The organism is Stenotrophomonas sp. STEN046 (genome assembly GCF_056759755.1).
The window spans coordinates 14,630-35,558 of the sequence record NZ_JBRRDR010000015.1 but is presented as its reverse complement, the minus strand read 5'-3'; the positions used below and the strand labels follow the sequence as shown (position 1 = coordinate 35,558).

The window sequence follows — 20,929 nt, the reverse complement described above, 5'->3', positions numbered from 1 at the left end:
ATGAGTTACGAACCGAAGTTGCAGCAGCTGCTTGGCGGACTGCTGCAGGGACGCCTGTACCCGGATGTTCCACCGGACCGAGTCACCTATCCCTGCGCGGTGTACCAGCAGGTGGGTGGGCAGGCACTGTGGTTCAACGAAGGGTCCATCCCCGAACAGAAGCACGCCCGCGTGCAGCTGACCGTCTGGGCAGACACCCGTGCCCAGGCCAACACCCTGATCCGTGACATCGAAGATCAGGTCTGCGCAGGTCTGCCGAAGTCTGAATCCTTTGGCGCCGCCATTGCCGTGCATGAGCCGGCACTCAGGAAGTACGGCGCACGGCTCGAGTTCGGGCTGTGGTACGCCAACCCGTAGTTCCACTGCTCCACGCACCACCTGAAGCCCGGCACATGCCGGGCTTCGTCTTTTTCAATCCAAACGAGGAAATGCAACATGGCACTCAAGCTTCCCAAGGGCACCCAGTTCGGCTTCGCACCGGTCGTCTCCACCGCCATCGCCACCAGTGCGATCTCCAAGGCTGCTCCGGCACTGGCCAGCGTCGCCGCCAACAGCGTCGATACCGGCGATGTGGTGGTCATTGAACTGCCGGGTTGGCCGGCCCTGAACAACCGCGCCACCCGCGCCGGCGCTGAAGCCACCGGCACCGTTGAACTGCTGGGCATCGACACCACCGACAACGTGCTGTTCCCCGCCACCAGCGGTGCCGGCGTGCTGCGCAAGGCCGGTGCCTTCGTCGACCTGGACCAGCAGGGCGACCCGACCACCGCCGGTGGCGAGCAGCAGTACTGGAGCGGCACCCTGCTGGAGGACCCGACCGGTCGCCAGGTGCAGATGCCGACCTTCAAGAACGCCAAGACCATTACCCTGCCGCTGTTCTACGATCCGAAGAAGCCGTGGTACTCGGCACTGAAGAACGTCGACGCCAAGGGTGAACCGGTGATCCTGCGCGCCAAGCTGGTCGGTGGTGACGTGCTGTACTGGTACGGCTACCTGAGCTACAACGGCGACCCGACCATGGCCGCCAACACCCCGATGGGCACCACCGCGACGTTCACCGCGCTGGCCGATTCCATCCTGGTCGAGGGCGCCTGATGTTCCAGGTGAAGGCGCCGGAGAGCTTCAAAAGCACGCTGACCATCGTCGGTCACGGCCGCGAGCAGAAGCTCAACCTGACCTACCGGCACCTGCCGGTGGCTGACTACGCCAGTCTGCTGGAGCGTCTGGGCGATGACACGTTGAGCGTGGCCCAGGCAATCCTGGACATCGTGGTGGATTGGGATGCCGATGTGACGCTGGACACCGCCGGCGTCGAGCTGGCGCTGCAGCAGCAGGCCGGCCTGGATGGCGCCATCATCGGTGGCTACACCCAGGCGCTGCAGGTCGCACGCAAGGGAAACTGATCGAGGCGGTGGGGGCCCTGTACTGGCGGGCCCCCACCGAGTCCGAGCTGATGCAGCTTGGATTGAAGGCCAAGCATTTTCCGCCGCCACAGGTTGAGCTGTGGCCGGAGTGCGTGCTTCCCATCGAACTTTTCTCGCGGGTTGCCACCCAGTGGCGCGTCGGCGCAGGTGGCCCGATCGGGCTGGATTACAACGTGGTCTACCGGGAGCTGGAGCGAGAAGCGCTCGACGGCGACCAGTACGACGAGGTGATGGCGGCCATCCGCGTCATCGAACGCGCTGCCCTGGAGCAGATGCAGCAGGAATGAGCCGGCCATCGCGGCAACGCCGATGGCCGATCCCGGCTCCGCCGATGCGGAGTCGACTCTCCCGAGGAACACTCAATGAGCACTACATCGCCTGGCAGCACACGGGCCACCGTGGAGGCCAGCAACGCATTGGAAACGGCCATGCAGGCAGCAAGGCGCAGCATGACCGAGATGACCGGCACCACGCAGGAGTTCCAGCGGCAGCTGGAAAAAATCAGTACGGTGCAGCAGGCATTCAATGCCGTGCTGACCACCAGCGCTTCGTTGGTCACCGCACTGTCCACGCAGCTGACTGCCCTGAACACGCAGTTGCAGGCGGCGGCGAAGGCAGGCGCAACTGCTGCGGGCGCGGACGCCGGCAAGGCTGCAAAGAAAGAAGAGAAGGCCCAACAGGATGACATGGGCCTGGCGGGCATCCGCAAGGGCCTGGGTGGCGCGCTCGGCGACTATATCGGCAAGACCGAAAATACCGCCACGGCGGCCAAAAAGGCGTTCGACAAGGCATTCACCGGCGCCGACGAGGCTTTGCGGAGCTTCGTGACCACCGGCAAGTCGAAGTACAAGGAGCTGGCCCAGTCCGTCCTGTCCGACCTGAAGATGATTGCGGGACAGCAGGCGCTGGTCTGGGGTGCGAGGAAGATCGCCGGCCTGATGGGGGTCGACCTGGCGCCCAAGGATGCAGCGACGGACGAGGCGACGGCTGCAGCAGGCTTGGCGGCTTCCAAGGACACCAAGGCCGGCGACGCCAATGCGGGTGATGCCAAGGGCGCCAAGGATGGCAAGGATGGCAAGGACACCAAGGGCCTTTCCGGGTTCCGCAAGGGCTTCGGCAGCGCGCTCGGCGAGTATATGGAAAAGACCGAGAACTCCGCCAAGTCCACTCAGGATGCATTTTCCAAGGCATTCACCGGAGCCGAGGCGGCATTGCAGAGCTTCGTGAAGACGGGCAAGTCAAATTATAAGGAACTGGCCAAGTCGATCATCGCCGACCTCAAGATGATCGCCATCCAGCAGGCAATCGTCTGGGGCGTCAAAAAGATCACGGGCCTGCTCGGTTATGGCACCGGGGTGGAGGCCAACGCAAACGGTGGCGTCTACCAGTCGCCCAGCCTGTCGGCCTATTCCGGCGGCATCTACAACACCCCGCAGCTGTTCGCCTTCGCCAAGGGCGCTGGCGTGTTCGGTGAAGCAGGGCCCGAGGCGATCATGCCGCTGCAGCGAGGGCCCGATGGCCGCCTGGGCGTGGCCGCACACGGTGGCGGCGGCGGTGGTGGTGTGGGCGTCAACATCCGTATCGACAACAACGGCGGCAAGGAAGTGACCAGCAACGAAAGCATGCTGCAGCAGTTCGGCAACGAGATCGGCCAGTTCGTGGAACGCAAGTACCGCGATCTGCAGATGCGTGACATGAAGGCTGGCGGCGTCCTCAGCAGGAGTGCAGCACGATGACCGACACCTTTACCTGGGCGGCAACCAGCCAGAGCACCGGTACCACCACCGCCACCGTCAAGCGTGCGCGCTTCGGCGATGGCTACGCGCAGGCAGCAGCAGACGGGCTCAATGCCCGCCTGCGCAGCTATCAGCTGCAGTTCGTAGGGAACCGCAGCACGATCAACGAGATCGTGGCGTTTTTGGATGGCCACGTGGGCCGGAGCTTCTTCTGGCGAGGCCCGCTGGGCACCGGCCTGTATGGCTGCGACACGTATACCGATGCGCACCTGGGCGGTTCGGTGTTCAGCATCACCGCGACGTTTGAACAGACGTACCAGCCGTAGGAGCGGACATGGATCTTCAGCAGATCGATCTGGACACCATCCAGCCCAACGGCAAACGGGGCGAAACCCAGCGCCCAGCCTTTACCAAGATCAACCAGAATTTCAAGGAAGTGGCCTTGGCGGTGGACGCAGTTCCCGAGGCTGTCGCGCGTGCTGTCTCGGGAAGAAATCGCCTGATCAACGGAAATTTTGACTGCTGGCAGCGGGGCACCAGCTTCAGCACATCCGGAAGGTACACGGCTGATCGCTGGTTCCTTCAGATGCAGGGCATCGCCGATCCGGTGTTCAGACGGAATCCCACGGCGATGGGGGACAACAATTTTCCCCGCAGCAAATACACGCTGTCCGCCAGCTCGAGTGGAAACACCGACCAGGAGAAGCACTTCTTCGTATTCGAGCAGCGTGTGGAGGATGTGCGCAACTTCGCCGATGCTCAGAGCACCGTGTCTTTCCTGGTATTCAATGCGGGTGCAGGGGGGCGCAGGATTGCCCTGGAGTTCGCGCAGACATTCGGCGCCACGGGCAGCGCACCGGTACTGGCCATTGCACCAGAGGTCTTCGAGCTCGCCCCCGGCCTGAACAGAATCCGCAAGACGGTGACGTTGCCCTCCATCTCGGGAAAGACACTATCCGATGAGGGGGCCGTGGTGGTCTGCGTGTGGGTATCGGCGGGCACCCAGTTCGCCAATCGCACTGCTGGCCTGGGTGCGCAGCACGGGCAGCTCTACTTCGGCGAGTTCCAGTGGGAGAACGGCACCATGGGGACGGCTTTCGAATGGCGTCCGCTGGACGAAGAAATGCAGCGCTGCCGACGCTACTACCAGGCTGATGCCACGGGAGACCACTTCGATGGCGGTGTTCGCTTCAACGCTGGCGTCGGACTCATCCGAGGTGACAACAAGGTCTACCTGACCTATCGATTCAACCAGCGCATGCGCACCCTTCCCAAAGTCGGGTTTTCCAGCCTGCCACTGTGGCGGCTCCTTACGGGAACCGGCGCGGTTGGCCTGACAACCCTCGACGCAGTGGAAATTTCATCAACGCGGATGACGATTATCGGTTCACTGACTGACGGGGTTGCAGGTCAGGCCGGCATCCTGCAGAGCGGCGACTCGGCCGGCGCAGGTACCGGAATCACGCTGGACGCAGAAATCTGAAATCGGCGAGTACGACCGCGGCGTAAGCGGCTCCGTGCCACACCCAAAGTGACAAGGAATCAGCAGGCATGTCATTGAGAATCATCGACCTCGATTCCGTTCAACCGAACGGAAAGCGGGGTGAAACACAGCGCCCGGCGTTCACCAAGGTCAACGAGAACTTCGCGGAAGTCTACGACGCACTGGCATCGGTTCCGCAGGGTATTGAAGCGGTGATCACCGAGCGCATCCCAGGCAGGAACCTGCTCATCAACGGTGGCCTGCAGTTCTGGCAGCGCCGGACCTCCGGCCGCGTCGGCAGCGGCGCAGGGACGTTGGGGGCGGAAACCTTCTTCGCTGACCGCTTCTCCAACTCTGCGTTGAGCTGCAACCAGGACATCCAGCGCGTTGTCTATGACGGCCGGCAGGCCGGATACCCGGAGGACACCCGCTCCATCCTCGTCTGCACGGTTTCCGGTGCCGTCGCCAGCAGTGGTGCATGGATGGGACAGCGGATCGAGGGTGTCCGCAGCGCAAGCGGCGATATCACGATATCGGTATGGGCAAACAGCGATGTCCCGGGTCGCAGGGTGGGCGTGCGTGTCATCCAGGATTTCGGAACGGGAGGTTCACCTGCGGCACAGACGGTTACCGAAGCCGGTGTGCTCACACTGGGGACGGCGGCAAGCCGCCACAGCATCACCGTGAGCGTGCCAAGCACCAAAGGGAAGGCGCTTGGCACCCATGGCAACGATCATCTGTACGTGGTGTTCGACCTGTGCGGTACGGGCCAGGGCGGGCAGCTGGTGGGTCAGAACGGATCGTTTGGCTTCACCCAGTTCCAGGTCGAAGCAGGTCGCACGGCGTCGCGCTTTGACTGGCGGCCAGCGGGTATGGAACTGGCACTGTGCCAGCGCTACTACGAGAAAAGCTACGCGCTGGACGTGCCGCCGAACACGGCGACCAACGAAGGCCGCGAAGCGTTCTCAGTCAATACACCGGGGATCGCCCACTACCAGAGCATCCGGTTCCAGACCTCCAAGCGCGCCCACCCCTACGTGATGATCATTTCGGCTGACACCGTGCAGCAGGATGGGCACATCGCCGAGGACAACATTTCGAGGGTGCCGTGCACTGTGAACTATGCGTCCAACTCAGGCTATGAAGTCAACTGGTCGAACAACGCAGGCCGTTGGGGTGGCTGGTGGCATTGGTGGGCCGATGCCGAGTTCTGATCCGCAGCGGTCTCTCACCAGAACAACAGGAACCTGACATGGCAAGAAAAATAATCGACCTCGATTCCCTTCAACCGAATGGGAAACGGGGTGAAACACAGCGGCCGGCATTCACCAAGATCAACGAAAACTTTGCCGAGGTGTACAGCGGCCTGAATGACGCTCAACAGGTAGTCGCTGCAATTCCAGCCGCCCTGGATGCAGCACTGGCGGGAAGATCACTGGCCAGGAACTACCTCGTCAATGGTGACTTCCGCTTCTGGCAGCGCGGGTGGGGCCTGGCGCAGGGCACAGGCTCGCACTATCTGGCCGATCGCTGGAAGCGCGACAACGGCAATGGGACCCTTTCGATGGCGCGCTTCCCGCTGGAACCCGGGCAGACCGCGGTTCCCGGCAACCCGCGCTGGTACATGAATGTCAACGTGGGTGCTTCCTCTGCCAGAAACAGCTACCAGCGCGTCTCACAACTGATCGAAGACGTAACACTGCTCAGCGGCAGGACGCTGACGCTGTCTTTCTATGCGAAGGCAGCCCCTGGCGCAAAGATTGCCGTGGAAATCGAGCAGGATCTCCGTGGCCAGGACTCCTCGGTGCAGATATTTGCTGGCATCGCCACGCTGACAGGAACCTGGACCAGGTACACGATGACATTCGATGTACCCAGCGTGGCCGGAAAGAACACCAATGGTGCTGGGCACTGCACGTGGGTCTCGCTGTGGGTGTCCACCGGTCCGGATTTCAGCAATCGAGTGCCTGGCCTGGGCCATCAGACCGGAAACTTCGACATCGCACTGGTGCAGTTGGAAGATGGCGCGGCAGCCACCGACTTCGAGCGTAGACCAGACGCATTGGAGCTGCTGCTGTGCCAGCGCTACTTCGAGAAGAGCTACAACATCGATGTACCGCCGGGCACCGCTGATGTATCCGGGCGGGACAACCAGTTCTACGACCGCACGGTCGGCGTGGGCAGTACCTCGCACATCCGCTGCCGCGTGCTGAAGCGGGCGACACCTGCCTACACCGTCTACAACGACACAACCGGTGCCGCCGGCCAGGTTTCCGGTGCATCCGGTGCTGCAGGCACGGTGACTTCCATCACCAACCCCGGCCATTCCGGAGCCCAGGTCAACTACGTGTCGGCACCCGGGAACTGGGGTTCCTCCTTCCACTGGACTGCGGATGCGGAGCTCTGACATGTATCAACTGACGCACGAGCCGGACATCATCAAGTGCACAGACAGCGGAGCATTCATTCCGCGTGGCCACTGGATGTGGCGAGACTACGAGACCTGGATCCGGGCAGGCAACGCGCCTTCGCCGGTGCCGCTGCCTTATCCGGCTGGATCCCCTGAGCATCTCCATCTATTGCGACGCCAGGCGGAGCAATGGATGTGCGAGTTCGCCCAGACACTGGGCCATACATCCGTAGAAAGTTGCTGCAGCTACACCAGCAGTGTGATCCCCGGGCTTTCCTGCGAGGCCAGAGCGATGGTTGCCTGGCGCGACGCGGTCAATCTGGCGTTGAAGAACCTGACCATTGCATCGCCCGAAGATGCGCAGACCTGGGATCAGATCAGGCAACAGCTGCCGCAGCCGGAGGCATTTGACTGGTTGTGCGCGGCTACCGACCGTGATCGCCCGGATCGCGGGCCTGCAGGCATCTAGAGGAGCGCTCATGGCAAGAAAGATCATCGACCTCGATACCCTTCAAGCGAATGGTAAACGGGGTGAAACGCAGCGGCCGGCATTCACCAAGATCAACGAGAACTTTGCCGAGGTCTACGTGGGGCTGGACGGCGTACAGGCCGCCGTGGACGACCTGGATAGCCGGATGGCAGGCCGCAACCGCCTGATCAATGGCGACTTCCGGGTCTGGCAGCGGGGCACGGCCTTTCCCGCAGCCACAGGCGCCCGTCATGCCGCAGATCGTTGGCTGGTGAACTCCCACTCGACCACCCTCTCCGCATCGCGCGACGACATCGCCGCAGGTGGTGGTGCGGCGGGCAGACTGATCGCGGGCTCGCGCCACCTGCTGAAACTCACCGTTGAAAGTGTCGCTGGCGCCGACAGCATGGCACTGGTGCAACAGCGCATCGAGGACGTGCGTACGTGCGCGGGAAAGCGGGTCACCATCAGCTTCAAGGCTCGGGCCACAGTCGACAACTTCAAGGTGGGCCTGGAATTCCAGCAATCCTTCGGCACCGGCGGCTCAACGGCGATTGACAGCATCGGCGGCGGCATCACGCTCGATACGATGTGGCGCTGGCATCAGTTGACGGTGGACGTGCCTGGCATCGCAGGGCAGACCCTGGGCGCCGACAGCTATCTGCAGCTCAGTCTGTGGCTGGATGCGGGCGCGAACTTCGCGGGGCGCGCGTTCGGGGCAGGGCAGAAGAGTGGTGTGGTCTACCTGGCTGAAGTGCAGGTCGAGGAAGGCGATACCGCGACCGACTTCGATCGCAGGCCCGAGGCGCATGAACTGCTGTTGTGCCAGCGCTACTACGAAACGGTCGATGTGAACCGGATCCTGGGCATCACCTACACCGCCAACGGCGATTCGCGTGCCTGCATTCCGTTCAAGGTGCGCAAGCGCGTGGCGCCCAGGATCACCTCGCCATCGGTCGCGCTCAACCTGGTGGGCTTCGGCTCCGAGGGCAGTCTCATCAACTTCAACGGGGGCGATCCGGGCTGGCAGTCCACCGTGGACGCGGCCGTGCTGTCCAGGATGTCCAACAACATGCAGCAGTGGGGCGCGGTGGTGGTGTGGTCGACCACCTCCCAGGTCCTGGTGCACGCCGACGCGGAGCTCTGAGCCATGCGCGCAACCCACACCGAACCCGGACGCATCAGCTGCTTCACCAGCAATGCCTCACTGCGCCCAGGGCACCGCGTCATCGTGCCCTGCGGCCAACCCTCCCATCCCGTACCGCCATTCCCCATTGCCGCACAGGAGCGCACTCCATGATCACCGCCGATGCCCAGCAACTCGAGCCGGGTGGCCGCATCACCGTCTTCGAACTGGACGCCAGCAGCTTTGGTGCCGACCAGCTGTTCTTCCACGCACACCTGCAGAGCGGGGTGATCTGGTGGCAGGGCCAAGAGTACGGCCCCTGGCCGATCGAGGCCAGCGGCTTCGAGCGCACCAGCGACCAGCCACCGAACCCGCGGCTGCGGGTCAGCAACATCGACGGCCGCATCACCGCGATGTGCCTGCTGTTCGACGATCTGGTCGGTGCCCGCGTGATCCGTCGGCAGACGCTGGCCAAGTATCTGGATGCGACCAACTTCGAGGAAGGCAATCCCAGCGCCGACCCTGCAGAACACTTTCCCGATGAGGTCTGGTTCATCGAGCGCAAGGTCGGTGAAGACAAGCAGATGGTCGAGTTTGAACTGACCACGGCCATCGACCTCAATGGCGAGCAGTTGCCTGGTCGGCAGATCATCGCCGGCATGTGCGGCTGGCTGGTGCGCGGTGGCTACCGTGGCCCCTATTGCGGCTACAACGGGCCGGCGGTCGCCGATGGCGACGACGTGGCCACCGATGATCCTGCACGTGACCAGTGTGGTGGCCGTGTGCGCAGTTGCAAGCTGCGCTTCGGTCAGGACAAACCCCTGCCGTACGGCGGCTTCCCCGCCGCGGGCCTGCTTCGCTCCTGACCCCGCCTTTCCCGACTTTCCACTTCAAGGCCCGCTCGCGCGGGCCTTTTTCATGGGTGAAACATGCAACCAACAACCCTGCAGGCCATCCAGGCGCATGCCGTGGCCGACTACCCGCGCGAGTGCTGCGGGCTGATCGTGGCCATCGATGGCCATGAACACTATCTGCGCTGCCGCAATCTGGCGGGCACCCCAAGCGAGCACTTCCGCCTGCCGGCCGAGGACTACGCCGTGGCCGAGGACAAGGGCGAGGTGCTGGCCCTGGTGCACAGCCATCCTGACGCGGCGGCCACACCGTCGGACGCGGATCGGGTGATGTGCGAGCACAGTGGCCTGACCTGGCACATCATCAGCGTCGGTCAGGTCGACGGCGAGGCGCCCGAGTGCGGCGATCTGCAGACCGTCCAGCCGAACGGCTATGTCGCGCCGTTGGTTGGCCGCCAGTTCGCGCATGGCGTGCTGGACTGTTACAGCCTGGTGCGTGACTTCCATGCGCGCGAACTGGGCATCGCCCTCTCCGAATACGTCCGCGACGACGACTGGTGGGACAAGGGCCAGGACCTGTACAGCCTGGATCGGCTACGCGCGGAAGGTTTCGAACTGATCGATGGCGAGCCGCAGCGTGGCGACATGATCCTGATGCAGATCCGCTCACCGGTCGCCAATCATGCCGGCGTCTATCTGGGCGACGGCCAGATGCTGCATCACCTGCATGGCCGCCTGTCCGAGACCGTGCCCTACGGCGGCATGTGGGCCGAACGCACACGCTGCATCGTCCGCCATCGCGAGGTGCGCCATGACTGATCGTCTTCGTACCATTCGTCTGTACGGCAAGCTGGGTGCTCGCTTCGGGCGCAAGTTCCGGCTGGCAGTGAACAGCCCGGCCGAGGCCGTGCATGCGCTGTGCACGATGCTGCCGGGCTTCCAGCAGTATCTGATGGGGGCCAAGTCCAAGGGCATGGAGTTTGCCGTGTTCGCCGGCAGTCAGAACCTGTCCAAAGAGCAGCTTCACGACCCGCCGGGCCAGGACGAAATCCGCATTGCGCCGGTCATGGTGGGTAGCAAACGAGGCGGCGTGCTGCAGACGATTGCGGGTGTCGTACTGATCGTAGTCGGCGCGATTGCATCGGCCTATGGATACGGGGCAATCGGTGAGCCAATGATCAAAATGGGCGTTTCGATGGTCATTGGCGGCGTGACGCAGATGCTCTCTCCCCAGCCCAAAGGCCTGGGCGCCAAAGACTCTCCCGACAACGCACCCAGTTACAGCATGAACGGCACCGTCAATACACAGGCGCAAGGCAATCCCGTGCCGGTGGCCTATGGCGGCCATGACAGCAAAGGCATGTTCATCGGCTCGGCCGTGATCAGCGGCGGCATCCTGGCGGAGGACCAGTTTTGAATCAGATCACTCATTCCAAACCGCGTGAGCGCGGTGCACCGCTTCCGGTACTGGCCGGCGCCAAGAAGGGCGCCAGCAATGCCCGTACGCCGGTGGAGACACCTGACAGCCTGCATTCCATGGCGGTTGCCCGCATTATTGACCTTGCCAGTGAAGGCGAGATCCGCGGGCTGGTCGCCGGCAAGCAGTCGATCTACCTGGACCAGGTACCCATCGAGAATCCGGACGGTACGCAGAATTTCTCCGGCGTGGATGTGCAGACGCGTTCGGGCACCCAGGACCAGGAGCACATCGCGGGCTTCCCCTCCATCGAGAATGAAGTCGGCATCAACGTCGAACTGCGCAGCGATGCGCCGGTGGTGCGTACCGTGTCCGGTGCCGACCTGTCGGCGGTGCGTATCCGCTTCGCAGTGCCGGCACTGCAGAAAACCAACACTGAAAATGGCGACACCGAGGGCTACCGCATCATGTACGCAGTGGACCTGTCTACCGATGGTGGTCCGTTCAGCACCGTGCTGAACGATGCCTTCAGTGGCAAGACCACCAGCCAGTACGAGCGCAGCCGCCGCATCGATCTGCCGTCGGGCAGCCAGTGGCAGGTACGCATCCGCCGGCTGACCGCGAACGCCAACAGCAGCACCATCGCCGACACCATCAACGTGCTGTCGATGACCGAGATCATCGATGCCAAGCTGCGCTATCCCAACTGCGCGTTGGCGGCGGTGCAGGTCGATGCCAGCCAGTTCCAGAACATTCCAACCCGCTCCTATCAGTTGTGGGGGCGCATCGTGCGCATCCCGTCCAACTACGATCCGCTCAGCCGCATCTACAGTGGCGTGTGGGACGGTACCTTCAAGAGTGGCTGGACCAACAACCCGGCCTGGGTGTTCTTCGATATCGTCACCAACGATCGCTTCGGCCTGGGCCACCGGGTTCCGTTGGACTGGGTGGACAAGTGGCGGCTGTACCAGATCGCGCGCTACTGCGACGAACTGGTCAGTGATGGCCAGGGCGGCAAGGAACCGCGCTTTACCTGCAGCCTGTACCTGCAGACCCGCGCTGAGGCCTATCGCGTGCTGCAGGACATCGCCAGCATGTTCCGCGGTATCAGCTTCTACGCCGCGGGGCAGGTGATGGCCTCGGCCGACATGCCGAAGGATCCGATCCAGACCTACAGCCAGGCCAATGTCATCGACGGGCGCTTCCGCTACGAAGGCAGCAGCCGCAAGGCCCGGCACACCGTCGCCCTGGTGTCCTGGATCGATCCGGAGGACTTCGGCCGGCAGAAGGTGGAAGTGGTACAGCACCTGCCCGGTGTCGCCCGCTACGGCATCAACCAGACCGAAGTGACAGCGGTAGGCTGCCACTCGCGCTCGCAGGCGCAGCGCGTTGGCAACCACATCCTGCATACCGAGATGCTGGAAACCGAGACCATCAGCTTCGCGGTGGGCCTGGACGCGCTGGCCTGCATGCCGGGTGATGTGATCCAGGTAGCCGATCCGAACCGGGCCGGCCGCCGCAACGCGGGTCGTATCCGCAGCGCGGGCACGCGCACGCTGGTGCTGGACCAGCCACCGGAGAAGATTGAAGCCGGCGATACCCTGCGTGCGACGCTGCCCAGTGGTCATTCCGAAGCGCGCACCGTGCAATCGGTGGACGGCGAGACGGTCACCGTCACCGCGCCGTGGTCGGCGCTGCCGGTCGCGCAGTCGGTCTGGGCACTGGAGTCGTCCGAGCTGGCACTGCAGCAGTACCGCGTGCTGTCGATCAGCGAAGGCGAGGAGCTGACCTATCAGGTCACCGCGCTCAAGCACGTACCGGGCAAGTACGCTGCCATCGACGATGGCACGCGCCTGGAACAGCTGCCGATCAGCATCGTGCCGCCCAGCGTGCAGCCGCCCCCGGCCAACGTGCGGATGGCCTCGCATGTAGTGATCGACCAGGGCATCGCCACCTCCGTGCTCACCATCGAATGGGATGCCGCAGACAAGGCGATCGGCTACGACGTGGAATGGCGTCGCGGTGATCTCAACTGGGTGCGGGCCGGGCGCGTGGGTACGCAGAGCCTGGAAGTAAGGGGTGTGTACGCCGGCCAGTACCTGGCCCGGGTACGCGCGGTCAATGCGCTGGGCGCGGTGTCGCAGCCGATGCTCAGTGCATTGACCACCATCGAGGGCAAGACCACGCCGCCGCCGGCGCTCTCATCGTTGACCAGTAGCAGCCGTCCGTTCGGCATCGCGCTGTTCTGGGGCTTCCCCGAAGGCGCAACCGATACCGCGCGGACCGAACTCTGGTACAGCACTGGCCCCAATCGCGAGAGTGCGATCAAGCTGGGCGACTTCGCCTATCCGCAGGCCCAGCACCAGATGAACGGCCTGGCAGCGGGCGCGCGGTTCTGGTTCTGGGGACGGCTGGTGGATCGCAGCGGCAACATCGGTCCCTGGCATCCGGTGGATGAGGGCGTGATCGGCGAATCGAGCAGCAATCCGGACGACTACGACGCGTACTTCGCCGGCCGCATCAACGAAAGCGCGTTGGGTCAGCAGCTGAGGGGCAAGATCGAGCGCATCACCGGGGTACTGCCGCTGGTCTGGGACGCGACGGCGACCTACACCCCGGGCCAGACCGTCATCCACGACGGCCGGATCTGGAGTTGGCAAGGCAGCGCTGCAGGCAACGAAACGCCACCGGGCAGCCACTGGAAGGACATCGGCGATGCTGTTGCTGAAGCTGGCGCTATTGTTGGTCGTGTCGACCAGCTCGAGTTGGACGTCACCGACGTCGACGGCAAGGTGGCTGCGCAGGGGCAGAAGGTCGACGGCCTGTTTGCCCAGGTCAGCGATCACAGCGCGGGTGAGGAGGACTACAACGTCGGTGAGAACGACGTCAGTGCTGGCGCCATCACCGTCTACAGCGTGATGGCCGAGAAGGACGCCGCACTGGCCAAGCGCGTGGATACCGTCGAGGCATCCATTGATGGTGTTCCCGGCAAGATCGAAGGTGTCAGTGCTGCGATCCAGCAGGTCTCGCAGGCGGTGGTGAACCTGGATGGCAAGGTCAGCGCGACCTATACGGTCAAGGCGCAGATCACCAGCGCCGGGCAGATCTACATGGCCGGCATGGGCCTGGGCGTCGAGCAGCAGCCCGATGGCAGTTACCAGAGCCAGATCCTGATGCAGGCCGATCGCTTTGCCCTGATCAATGAGAGGAACGGGCAGATCACCACGCCTTTCGTGGTCGAGAACGGGCAGACCTTCATCAGCCAGGCATTGATCGGCAACGGCAGGATCCAGAACGCGATGATCGGTGATTTCATCCAGTCCAATGCAGTGGGTGCCCGTGGGCAGCCACGCTGGCGACTGGACAAGAGCGGTGCGATGACCATGACCGGCCCTGACACCGGCGGCTATCTGACCATCGTCAACAACGTGATCCAGGTATTTGATGCAGCCGGAACGCTGCGCGTGCAGATGGGAGTGTGGTGATGCCAGCAGGAATCCAGGTCTTCAACGCTGATGGCAGTCTGGGCTATGACCCGCAGGGCCGGCTGTTCCGCGTGCTTGCACGCGTGCAGTACGGCACAGTCGATGGCAGCGCTGCCTTCTCCCGGCAGCCGGAGGATACCGATCTGACGGCAGTCGCCCGTGGCCAGTATGCCCCGGACTTCACCATTGACATGGCCTCCGGCACCATCAGCTGGCGTCACGTCAATGTCCCCGCCAATAGGCGCTATCCCGGCACCGTCGAAATATGGGCACGCTGACATGACCTCAGGAATCAAGATCATCAATGACTGGGGCACCGTGCTGGTCGACGATGCCTTCCCCACACTGGCGATGCTCGCTCAAGGCACCGACACGCTGGACAGTGAAGGCAGCCGGTTCATCGGCAACCACGCTGGTACCGTGGCCGTGCGCTCGACCTCGGTGGTGGGCTGCCAGTACTACAACCAGATCGATGGCTATCCGACCGGGCTGTATCTGTTCGGTCCACCCGGTGCAGTGGTGCAGTGGTACGTATACGCGCCGCCGCAGGAGCCGCCGAGCAATTTTGGCCTGATCATCCGCGACAGTGCTGGCCGGTTGATGTTCGACGCCGGCAGAAAGGCTGCGCGGGTGGCTGGCTTGCGCTCGGCATCGACCCGGCCCGGCTGGCAGGGCAGTGCACAGTTTGATCCCGGGCGCGCCTGGGCAGTGATGCCTCTGGTCTATGCGTTCGATTCGGTGAACACCTTCCGGCGATGGGGTGATCCACAGGAATACCTGCAATACGAGGACGTGAGTGTTGCCGGCGGGGCTGTGAACGGTGGCACCATCACCTTCGGGATGACACCCAAAGCGCGACGCACCTACGGTCCCTACTACGGATTGCCTCTGCCGACCGGGTTCACCTATACCGGGAACAACGCGGCCCTCGCCGTGCTTGACGTCACCGGCTACTAGCGCCGCCGGTGCGTAACCTCGGGTGCAGAAGGAACCGGTCGGCCATTTGAGCCGCCCGGCGCCTTCCCGTAGACTGCGCCCCTTCCACGCTCCCCGACGACGCACTGCAGTGATCACGCCACCCTGAACCCTGCCGCTCTTCGGCAGCCGGCATCGCCGGCCCAGGCAACCGTGTCCTTCCACTGCAGCGCCACGTGGCCATGCCCGCGTGCGTGCGGAGCTTTTCCATGCAAACTCTCTACCCCCTGCGCCAGCAATGGCTCGGCAACATCCGTGGTGATCTGCTGTCCGGCACGGTCGTCGCCCTGGCGCTGATTCCCGAAGCCATCGCCTTCTCGCTGATTGCCGGCGTCGATCCGAAAGTGGGCCTGTACGCCGCATTCTCCATCGCGGTCATCACCGCCATTGCCGGCGGCCGTCCGGGCATGATCTCCGCCGCCACCGGTGCAATGGCGCTGGTGATGGTCGATCTGGTGCGCGACCACGGCCTGCAGTACCTGTTCGCCGCCAGCATCCTGGCCGGCCTGCTGCAGGTGCTGGCCGGCGTGTTCAAGCTCGGCTCGCTGATGCGCTTTGTCTCACGTTCGGTCATCACCGGCTTCGTCAATGCACTGGCGATCCTCATTTTCGTAGCACAGCTGCCCGAGCTGGTCGGCCGTGGTCCTACCGTGTACGTGCTGTGTGCTGCCGCGTTGGCCATCATCTACCTGCTGCCGCGCATCACCCGCGTGGTGCCCTCGCCGCTGGTGGCCATCGGCCTGCTCACCGCCGTGGTGATCGGTTTCGGCATCGACGTGCGCACGGTCGGGGACATGGGCCAGCTGCCTGACAGCCTGCCGCACTTCCTCATTCCCGATGTGCCGCTCACCTGGGAAACGCTGCGCATCCTGCTGCCGGTGTCGGCCACGCTGGCGGTGGTCGGCCTGCTGGAATCGATGATGACCCTGCAGATCGTCGAGGACATCACCGAAACGCCCAGCGAGCGCAACCGCGAGTGCGTCGGGCAGGGCGTGGCCAACACGTTCACCGGCTTCCTCGGTGGCATGGCCGGCTGCGCGATGATCGGCCAGTCGGTCATCAACGTGACTTCCGGAGGCCGCGGCCGCCTGTCCTGCCTGGTGGCCGGTGCCCTGCTGCTGGTGCTAGTGGTGTACGGCAGCGACCTGGTGCGGCAGATCCCGATGGCGGCGCTGGTGGCGGTGATGATCATGGTCAGCATCGGCACCTTCAGCTGGCGCTCGCTGCGCGACCTGCGCACGCATCCGCGCAGCTCGTCGGCGGTCATGCTGCTGACCGTGGTGGTCACCGTGGCCACTCACGACCTGGCCAAGGGCGTGCTCAGCGGCGTGTTGCTCTCGGCGCTGTTCTTTGCCCGCAAGGTCGGCCGCATGCTCGATGTGCAGCGCGAAGACAGCGCAGATACCCAGGTCTACCGCGTGCGCGGCCAGGTGTTCTTTGCCTCGGCCGGGCAACTGGGCGCCGCCTTCGATTACCAGCACGTGGCGGCCAAGGTGCAGATCGATCTGCGCGATGCCCATCTGTGGGACCTGACCGCCGTGGCCGCGCTGGAACGCGCGCAGGAAAAGCTCGCCGCGCATGGCGCGCAGGTCACCGTGGTCGGCCTCAATGCGGCCAGCCAGACGCTGGTGGAGAAGGTGGGCGCACGCGGCAGGGTGCATTGAGCCGTGGTTTTCGGCCTGGGCCTGCGCGACACCCCGGAAAGCTGAATCCAGTCAGCCATCTGAAACCAAGGCTGACGTAGCATTGTCCCCGTCACGGGGCCGATGGACGGCCCCTGCTTGCCGGCACAGCCGGCCACGTGCCAGGGAGTAGTGAGCAATGCAGGCAGCAAATGCCCGTCGGGGCCTTGAACGGATCTCTCCTGGCACGCGGCGGGGAGGAATGCTGGCGATGTGCCTGGTACTGGCCGCCTGCCAGGCGCCCCCAACCGATAGCGCTGCTGCTGCGCTGCAGCCAGCAGCGCCTGGTGCGACCCAAGTGCAGGCACCGGCCTCGACCGAAGGTGCGAAGCCGCAGCGTGATGCGTCCTATACCGATGGCCGTCTGCGCTCGGCCTATGGCTGGTGCGTGGATGAAGCCGGACAGGATGCCGGCAAGCTGGCTGCCTGCGGCAAAGACGAGCTGGCCTATCAGGAAACCCGTCTGGCTGACGCGGCCGCCAAGGCCGTCGCAACGCTGGATGGCAGTGCGAAGCAGACCTGGACAGCCGCCCAGGCGACCTGGCGCAACGACACCGACCGTCACTGCACCGCCGCTTCCAACAGCAGCGCAGATCAACTGCAGCACGCGCAGGAATGCCGCCTGTACCGTGTGGCCAACCGTGCCGACCAGCTGCTGGCGCAGAGCGCACCGCCGGATACCTCCTATACCCAGGCCACGCTGCGTCCGGAATACACGCGTTGCGTGCAGGACGCCCGCGGCATGGACGACCAGCTGGAAGCCTGCGACGCAGCCGAGCTCGCCCATCACCAGGGACTGCTTGAAAAGCAGGTCGCCCGGCTGATGGGGGGCCCCGATGGTCCGGCCAAGGACCGCTGGATGGACGAGCAGGCCGATTGGGCTGAAGACACCGACAAGCGCTGCAGCCCGGCCACCGACGGCGTCGGACAGGCGCTGGATGCACAGTCGTGCCGCATCAACCGGTACGCCAACCGCGCCGTCGAGCTGCACGCGCGCGTGCTGACGCCCTGATCCACCGTCGCCAACAGGCAACTGCATCACGGTCATCCCTCCACGGACAAGGAAGTGAGCCATGCCGAACAATATCGACACGCGTAACCTGGACGCCACTGCCGGAGCGGTATTCTTTGCTGTCGGACGCGGCACCGAAGGTGGCGGATCGTCGTACCACCTCAGCATTGCCGGTATCACCAAGCACCTTAATGAGCCGCAATGGGGCACGGTCAGCGCGGTGAGGGACAACAGCGGCTATTCGCTGGGCACCATCCAGGTGGATTTCGGCCAACGTGGCGAGTGGCCACTGGGCGCGACGCAAGAGCGCAAACTGAAGCCGGGCGAGACAACGTATGTCGATGGGGTCATCGACCAGGCCAGTGCCTACGCCAAGGCACACAACCTGCCCTTCACGCATGATCGCACTGACCTGCGTGCGGATCTGCTCAGCCACGGCAATGGTGAGGGAAAGCGCTCATCCATCCGCTTCATCGATGCGCCGACGCGCGACAGCATCAATGCCTGGGCCGGCTCGGCGGAAGGCAAGCAGTGGATCCACACGCACATCGATTACCCGCAGGTGCGCAATGCCACGAATATCGCCATGACCATGCTGGACAAGCATGGCAGCGGCATCGCCGAGGACAAGCGCTTCGAGGCCATCGCGTTGATCGCCAAGACTGCCAACCAGCTGCCGGGCCGGCTAGATGGCCTGGAAGCGGTGCTCAAGCGCGGTGGTGACTACCAAGAACTGCGCGACCAGGCCGCTGCCATCCGCCATCGCACCCCTTCCTATGCCGGGTTGGCTGCTGCCGATGTCGCTGCCGGGTATGAAGATGCCTATGCGCAGCACTCCGCCGAAATGGATCGCGCACACCTGAAAGTGGGGCACCGCGATTTTGCGCCCGCCACCGAGGGCAGTGATCCGGACATCCGGGTGGCGTTGCAACAGGCGCGAGCGCACGGACACGGTGGCGGTGCGCAGGTCCTGAAAGAAGGTTCCAGCGGCCGCGCGGTGGAAAAGCTGGAACACAACCTGCACACACTGGGCTATGGCGGCGCAGGCGCGCAGGGCATTCACCCCGACCGACAGTTCGATGCCACTACCCGGCAGGCCGTCGAAGCCTTCCAGCGCGATCATGGGCTGACCCCGGTGGATGGCAAGGCCGGTCCGGCAACGCTGGGCGCGATCGACCGCGAGGCACGCGCGCTGCAGGCTGACATGGCGGCGTTGGGGCTCACCGATGCACGGGGCAAAGCGATTACCGCCGATGGTTACCTGGGGGCGGGGAGCCAGCACGCCCTCAACACCTTCCAGCAGCAGCACCATCTGCCGGCCACCGGCATGGCTGACGCAGGCACGCGCAATGCAATCCAGGCCGAAGCGGCACAGCACCGCCCTGCAACGCCGACACCGGCCGCGCCTGCTGCACCGGCCGGACCCGCCACGGCACCTGCGCCCGAGCGCCACAGCGGGCCTGTTGCGGCCGCTGCACCTGGCGGCGGGCGCATCTCGGTGGTGGAGCCGTTCGGCAATGGCGGCAGCAACCGCATCCTGCGTCACGGCATCAGTGGCGAAGAAGCGTTCCGGGAACTGAAGATCCATCATCCCAACACCAACGCCGCCGCCGTTCGCGCGGGCGATGCCAGCCGGGTCGACCGTAGCGCGGAGATGGTCGAGGGCGAGCTGGAGGCCGTGCGCCGGCGTGGCGACGTCAACAACATTCCGCTGGTGCAGAAGGACCTGATCCTGACCGACCGGTCAGGTGGCCGCAATCTGATGGTTCCCAATCCGGTCGCCGGCTACGTCAAGCTCAACAACGACGGCACCAACTCCATCAGCATCTACAGCCACCCGGTTGGCGATGCCCGGCGCGAACTGGTGGGACAGGTGCTGCACGGCGAACGCGGCTCCATTCCGTACAAGACCGGGGATTTCGTCGAGTACGGCGCGCCGCTGGTGCGGCAGTCCGACGTGGGCTCGCCGGGTGCGGTGCACGCACACATCGAAGTGGAGCCTGCGCAGTTCCGCAAGTACCTCGGCGACATGCTCAATGACCGCATCACCCTGGGCGGCAAGGTGCAGGCACAGGGCCCGGAAGCGGCGCAGGCCGCACGTGCCACGCTGCAGGCGCCGATGGCCGATGGGATGCTGGTGAAGGGCGAGCGCGGAGACGAGGTCAAGGCACTGCAGGGCAAGCTTGCGGCACTGGGCCACGTGGGCGCCGACGGCAAAGCGCTGGCGGCCGATGGCATCTACGGCAAGGACACCGTTGCCGCGGTGAAGCAGTTCCAGGCCAACAACGGCCTGGATGATGACGGCAAGGCGGGCAGGTTGACCCTGGCCAAGGTGAACGATCCGGCGGCAGTGAAAGCCGGTGGCCATTCGGCGGCACCGGTGGCTCCGGCCCGGGCCGAGCCCGCCGCCGCAGCGGCGCTTCCCAGCATGCGCGATCCGTCGCACGCCGAGCACGGGCGTTTCGAGCAGGCCCTGGAAAAGCTGCAGGTGCTGCAGCAGCAGCGGGTCCAGGCCGGGTTGTGCCCGCTGTTCGCCAACGCGCAGGACACCGAACGGGCCGCCGGCCAGCTGGCCTACGAGAGCAAGATTGCCGGCATGCGCCAGATCGACCACGTGGTCGCACGCCCGGATGGCAGCGGTCTGTTCGCCGTGCAGGGCAATGTCGGCGATCCGGCCGCGCAGCGCACCTTCGTCGACAGCCGTCAGGCCGTTTCGCAGTCGGTTGAAGCCAGCACCCGCCAGACCGAGGAGCTGGATACCCAGTTCAACCAGCGCGTGCAGGAACAGCAGCAGGAACAGGTGAAGGGGCGCGCGCAGTAAGGCGGCCGCGAGGATTTCCCGGGGCCGGCTGTGCGCCG

At 64.5% G+C, this 20,929-nt stretch carries 20 protein-coding genes; all 20 read left to right on the top strand.

The annotated features are described in order from the left end of the window. The 20 genes from gp17 to ACVOLJ_RS09360 all read left to right on the top strand — a co-directional run bounded on the left by gp17 (position 1) and on the right by ACVOLJ_RS09360 (position 20,891). Positions 1-357 carry a tail completion protein gp17 gene (gp17, locus tag ACVOLJ_RS09455; RefSeq protein ID WP_475280892.1) on the top strand — a complete coding sequence of 119 codons (357 nt, stop codon included), beginning with the start codon at positions 1-3 and terminating at the stop codon, positions 355-357. Between the two features lie 78 nt (positions 358-435). Further along, entirely contained in the window at positions 436-1,095 is a 660-nt protein-coding gene (locus ACVOLJ_RS09450; RefSeq protein WP_475280893.1) for a phage tail protein, read from the top strand. Further along, positions 1,095-1,403, top strand: coding sequence for a phage tail assembly chaperone (locus ACVOLJ_RS09445; protein ID WP_100441274.1), 309 nt, complete (start codon positions 1,095-1,097; stop codon positions 1,401-1,403). Before ACVOLJ_RS09450 ends, ACVOLJ_RS09445 begins: the two co-directional genes overlap by 1 nt. A 50-nt stretch (positions 1,404-1,453) precedes the next feature. Continuing rightward, positions 1,454-1,711, top strand: coding sequence for a DUF1799 domain-containing protein (locus ACVOLJ_RS09440; RefSeq protein WP_475280894.1), 258 nt, complete (start codon positions 1,454-1,456; stop codon positions 1,709-1,711). Positions 1,712-1,975: 264 nt separating this feature from the next. After that, a complete protein-coding gene (locus tag ACVOLJ_RS09435; RefSeq protein WP_475280895.1) occupies positions 1,976-3,160 on the top strand; it encodes a phage tail tape measure C-terminal domain-containing protein in 1,185 nt (394 codons plus the stop codon). After that, on the top strand, positions 3,157-3,486 hold the full coding sequence (locus ACVOLJ_RS09430) for a phage tail protein (RefSeq protein ID WP_475280896.1): 330 nt from the start codon (positions 3,157-3,159) through the stop codon (positions 3,484-3,486). The genes ACVOLJ_RS09435 and ACVOLJ_RS09430 overlap by 4 nt, the downstream gene beginning before the upstream one ends. Positions 3,487-3,494: 8 nt before the next feature. After that, the gene (locus ACVOLJ_RS09425; protein WP_475280897.1) at positions 3,495-4,643 is read left to right on the top strand and encodes a hypothetical protein; all 1,149 of its coding nucleotides are present in this window, start codon (positions 3,495-3,497) and stop codon (positions 4,641-4,643) included. A 74-nt stretch (positions 4,644-4,717) separates the two neighbouring features. Then, entirely contained in the window at positions 4,718-5,857 is a 1,140-nt protein-coding gene (locus ACVOLJ_RS09420; RefSeq protein ID WP_481564017.1) for a hypothetical protein, read from the top strand. Beyond that, complete coding sequence (locus ACVOLJ_RS09415) at positions 5,827-7,050, top strand: carbohydrate binding domain-containing protein (protein ID WP_481564016.1); 1,224 nt, start codon at positions 5,827-5,829, stop codon at positions 7,048-7,050. The genes ACVOLJ_RS09420 and ACVOLJ_RS09415 overlap by 31 nt, the downstream gene beginning before the upstream one ends. A 1-nt stretch (position 7,051) precedes the next feature. After that, positions 7,052-7,522, top strand: a complete 471-nt coding sequence (locus ACVOLJ_RS09410) for a hypothetical protein (RefSeq protein WP_481564015.1) — start codon at positions 7,052-7,054, stop codon at positions 7,520-7,522. Further along, complete coding sequence (locus tag ACVOLJ_RS09405; RefSeq protein ID WP_481564014.1) at positions 7,488-8,669, top strand: hypothetical protein; 1,182 nt, start codon at positions 7,488-7,490, stop codon at positions 8,667-8,669. The genes ACVOLJ_RS09410 and ACVOLJ_RS09405 overlap by 35 nt, the downstream gene beginning before the upstream one ends. A gap of 149 nt (positions 8,670-8,818) precedes the next feature. Further along, a complete protein-coding gene (locus ACVOLJ_RS09400) occupies positions 8,819-9,514 on the top strand; it encodes a phage minor tail protein L (RefSeq protein WP_475280902.1) in 696 nt (231 codons plus the stop codon). A 63-nt stretch (positions 9,515-9,577) separates the two neighbouring features. Further along, the gene (locus ACVOLJ_RS09395; protein WP_475280903.1) at positions 9,578-10,318 is read left to right on the top strand and encodes a C40 family peptidase; all 741 of its coding nucleotides are present in this window, start codon (positions 9,578-9,580) and stop codon (positions 10,316-10,318) included. Then, a complete protein-coding gene (locus tag ACVOLJ_RS09390) occupies positions 10,311-10,916 on the top strand; it encodes a tail assembly protein (protein WP_475280904.1) in 606 nt (201 codons plus the stop codon). Before ACVOLJ_RS09395 ends, ACVOLJ_RS09390 begins: the two co-directional genes overlap by 8 nt. Then, positions 10,913-14,401 (top strand): TipJ family phage tail tip protein, encoded by a 3,489-nt coding sequence (locus ACVOLJ_RS09385; protein ID WP_475280905.1) that lies wholly within the window; start codon positions 10,913-10,915, stop codon positions 14,399-14,401. Before ACVOLJ_RS09390 ends, ACVOLJ_RS09385 begins: the two co-directional genes overlap by 4 nt. Continuing rightward, positions 14,401-14,679 carry a hypothetical protein gene (locus ACVOLJ_RS09380; protein WP_475280906.1) on the top strand — a complete coding sequence of 93 codons (279 nt, stop codon included), beginning with the start codon at positions 14,401-14,403 and terminating at the stop codon, positions 14,677-14,679. The genes ACVOLJ_RS09385 and ACVOLJ_RS09380 overlap by 1 nt, the downstream gene beginning before the upstream one ends. A 1-nt stretch (position 14,680) precedes the next feature. Further along, on the top strand, positions 14,681-15,358 hold the full coding sequence (locus ACVOLJ_RS09375) for a hypothetical protein (RefSeq protein WP_475280907.1): 678 nt from the start codon (positions 14,681-14,683) through the stop codon (positions 15,356-15,358). Positions 15,359-15,585: 227 nt separating this feature from the next. Continuing rightward, entirely contained in the window at positions 15,586-17,040 is a 1,455-nt protein-coding gene (locus tag ACVOLJ_RS09370) for a SulP family inorganic anion transporter (protein ID WP_481564013.1), read from the top strand. A gap of 229 nt (positions 17,041-17,269) precedes the next feature. Next, positions 17,270-18,070, top strand: a complete 801-nt coding sequence (locus ACVOLJ_RS09365; protein ID WP_475280909.1) for a lysozyme inhibitor LprI family protein — start codon at positions 17,270-17,272, stop codon at positions 18,068-18,070. A gap of 61 nt (positions 18,071-18,131) precedes the next feature. Beyond that, complete coding sequence (locus tag ACVOLJ_RS09360; protein WP_481564012.1) at positions 18,132-20,891, top strand: peptidoglycan-binding protein; 2,760 nt, start codon at positions 18,132-18,134, stop codon at positions 20,889-20,891. The last annotated feature ends 38 nt before the right edge of the window (positions 20,892-20,929 follow it).

What these genes read in the sequence shown, in the direction of transcription:
- gp17 (WP_475280892.1), top strand. Translation starts at nt 1, where the DNA reads ATGAGTTACGAACCGAAGTTGCAGCAGCTGCTTGGCGGACTGCTGCAG.
- ACVOLJ_RS09360 (WP_481564012.1), top strand. Translation starts at nt 18,132, where the DNA reads ATGCCGAACAATATCGACACGCGTAACCTGGACGCCACTGCCGGAGCG.
- ACVOLJ_RS09380 (WP_475280906.1), top strand. Translation starts at nt 14,401, where the DNA reads ATGCCAGCAGGAATCCAGGTCTTCAACGCTGATGGCAGTCTGGGCTAT.
- ACVOLJ_RS09375 (WP_475280907.1), top strand. Translation starts at nt 14,681, where the DNA reads ATGACCTCAGGAATCAAGATCATCAATGACTGGGGCACCGTGCTGGTC.
- ACVOLJ_RS09365 (WP_475280909.1), top strand. Translation starts at nt 17,270, where the DNA reads ATGTGCCTGGTACTGGCCGCCTGCCAGGCGCCCCCAACCGATAGCGCT.
- ACVOLJ_RS09450 (WP_475280893.1), top strand. Translation starts at nt 436, where the DNA reads ATGGCACTCAAGCTTCCCAAGGGCACCCAGTTCGGCTTCGCACCGGTC.
- ACVOLJ_RS09410 (WP_481564015.1), top strand. Translation starts at nt 7,052, where the DNA reads ATGTATCAACTGACGCACGAGCCGGACATCATCAAGTGCACAGACAGC.
- ACVOLJ_RS09390 (WP_475280904.1), top strand. Translation starts at nt 10,311, where the DNA reads ATGACTGATCGTCTTCGTACCATTCGTCTGTACGGCAAGCTGGGTGCT.
- ACVOLJ_RS09430 (WP_475280896.1), top strand. Translation starts at nt 3,157, where the DNA reads ATGACCGACACCTTTACCTGGGCGGCAACCAGCCAGAGCACCGGTACC.
- ACVOLJ_RS09445 (WP_100441274.1), top strand. Translation starts at nt 1,095, where the DNA reads ATGTTCCAGGTGAAGGCGCCGGAGAGCTTCAAAAGCACGCTGACCATC.
- ACVOLJ_RS09440 (WP_475280894.1), top strand. Translation starts at nt 1,454, where the DNA reads ATGCAGCTTGGATTGAAGGCCAAGCATTTTCCGCCGCCACAGGTTGAG.
- ACVOLJ_RS09400 (WP_475280902.1), top strand. Translation starts at nt 8,819, where the DNA reads ATGATCACCGCCGATGCCCAGCAACTCGAGCCGGGTGGCCGCATCACC.
- ACVOLJ_RS09425 (WP_475280897.1), top strand. Translation starts at nt 3,495, where the DNA reads ATGGATCTTCAGCAGATCGATCTGGACACCATCCAGCCCAACGGCAAA.
- ACVOLJ_RS09370 (WP_481564013.1), top strand. Translation starts at nt 15,586, where the DNA reads ATGCAAACTCTCTACCCCCTGCGCCAGCAATGGCTCGGCAACATCCGT.
- ACVOLJ_RS09395 (WP_475280903.1), top strand. Translation starts at nt 9,578, where the DNA reads ATGCAACCAACAACCCTGCAGGCCATCCAGGCGCATGCCGTGGCCGAC.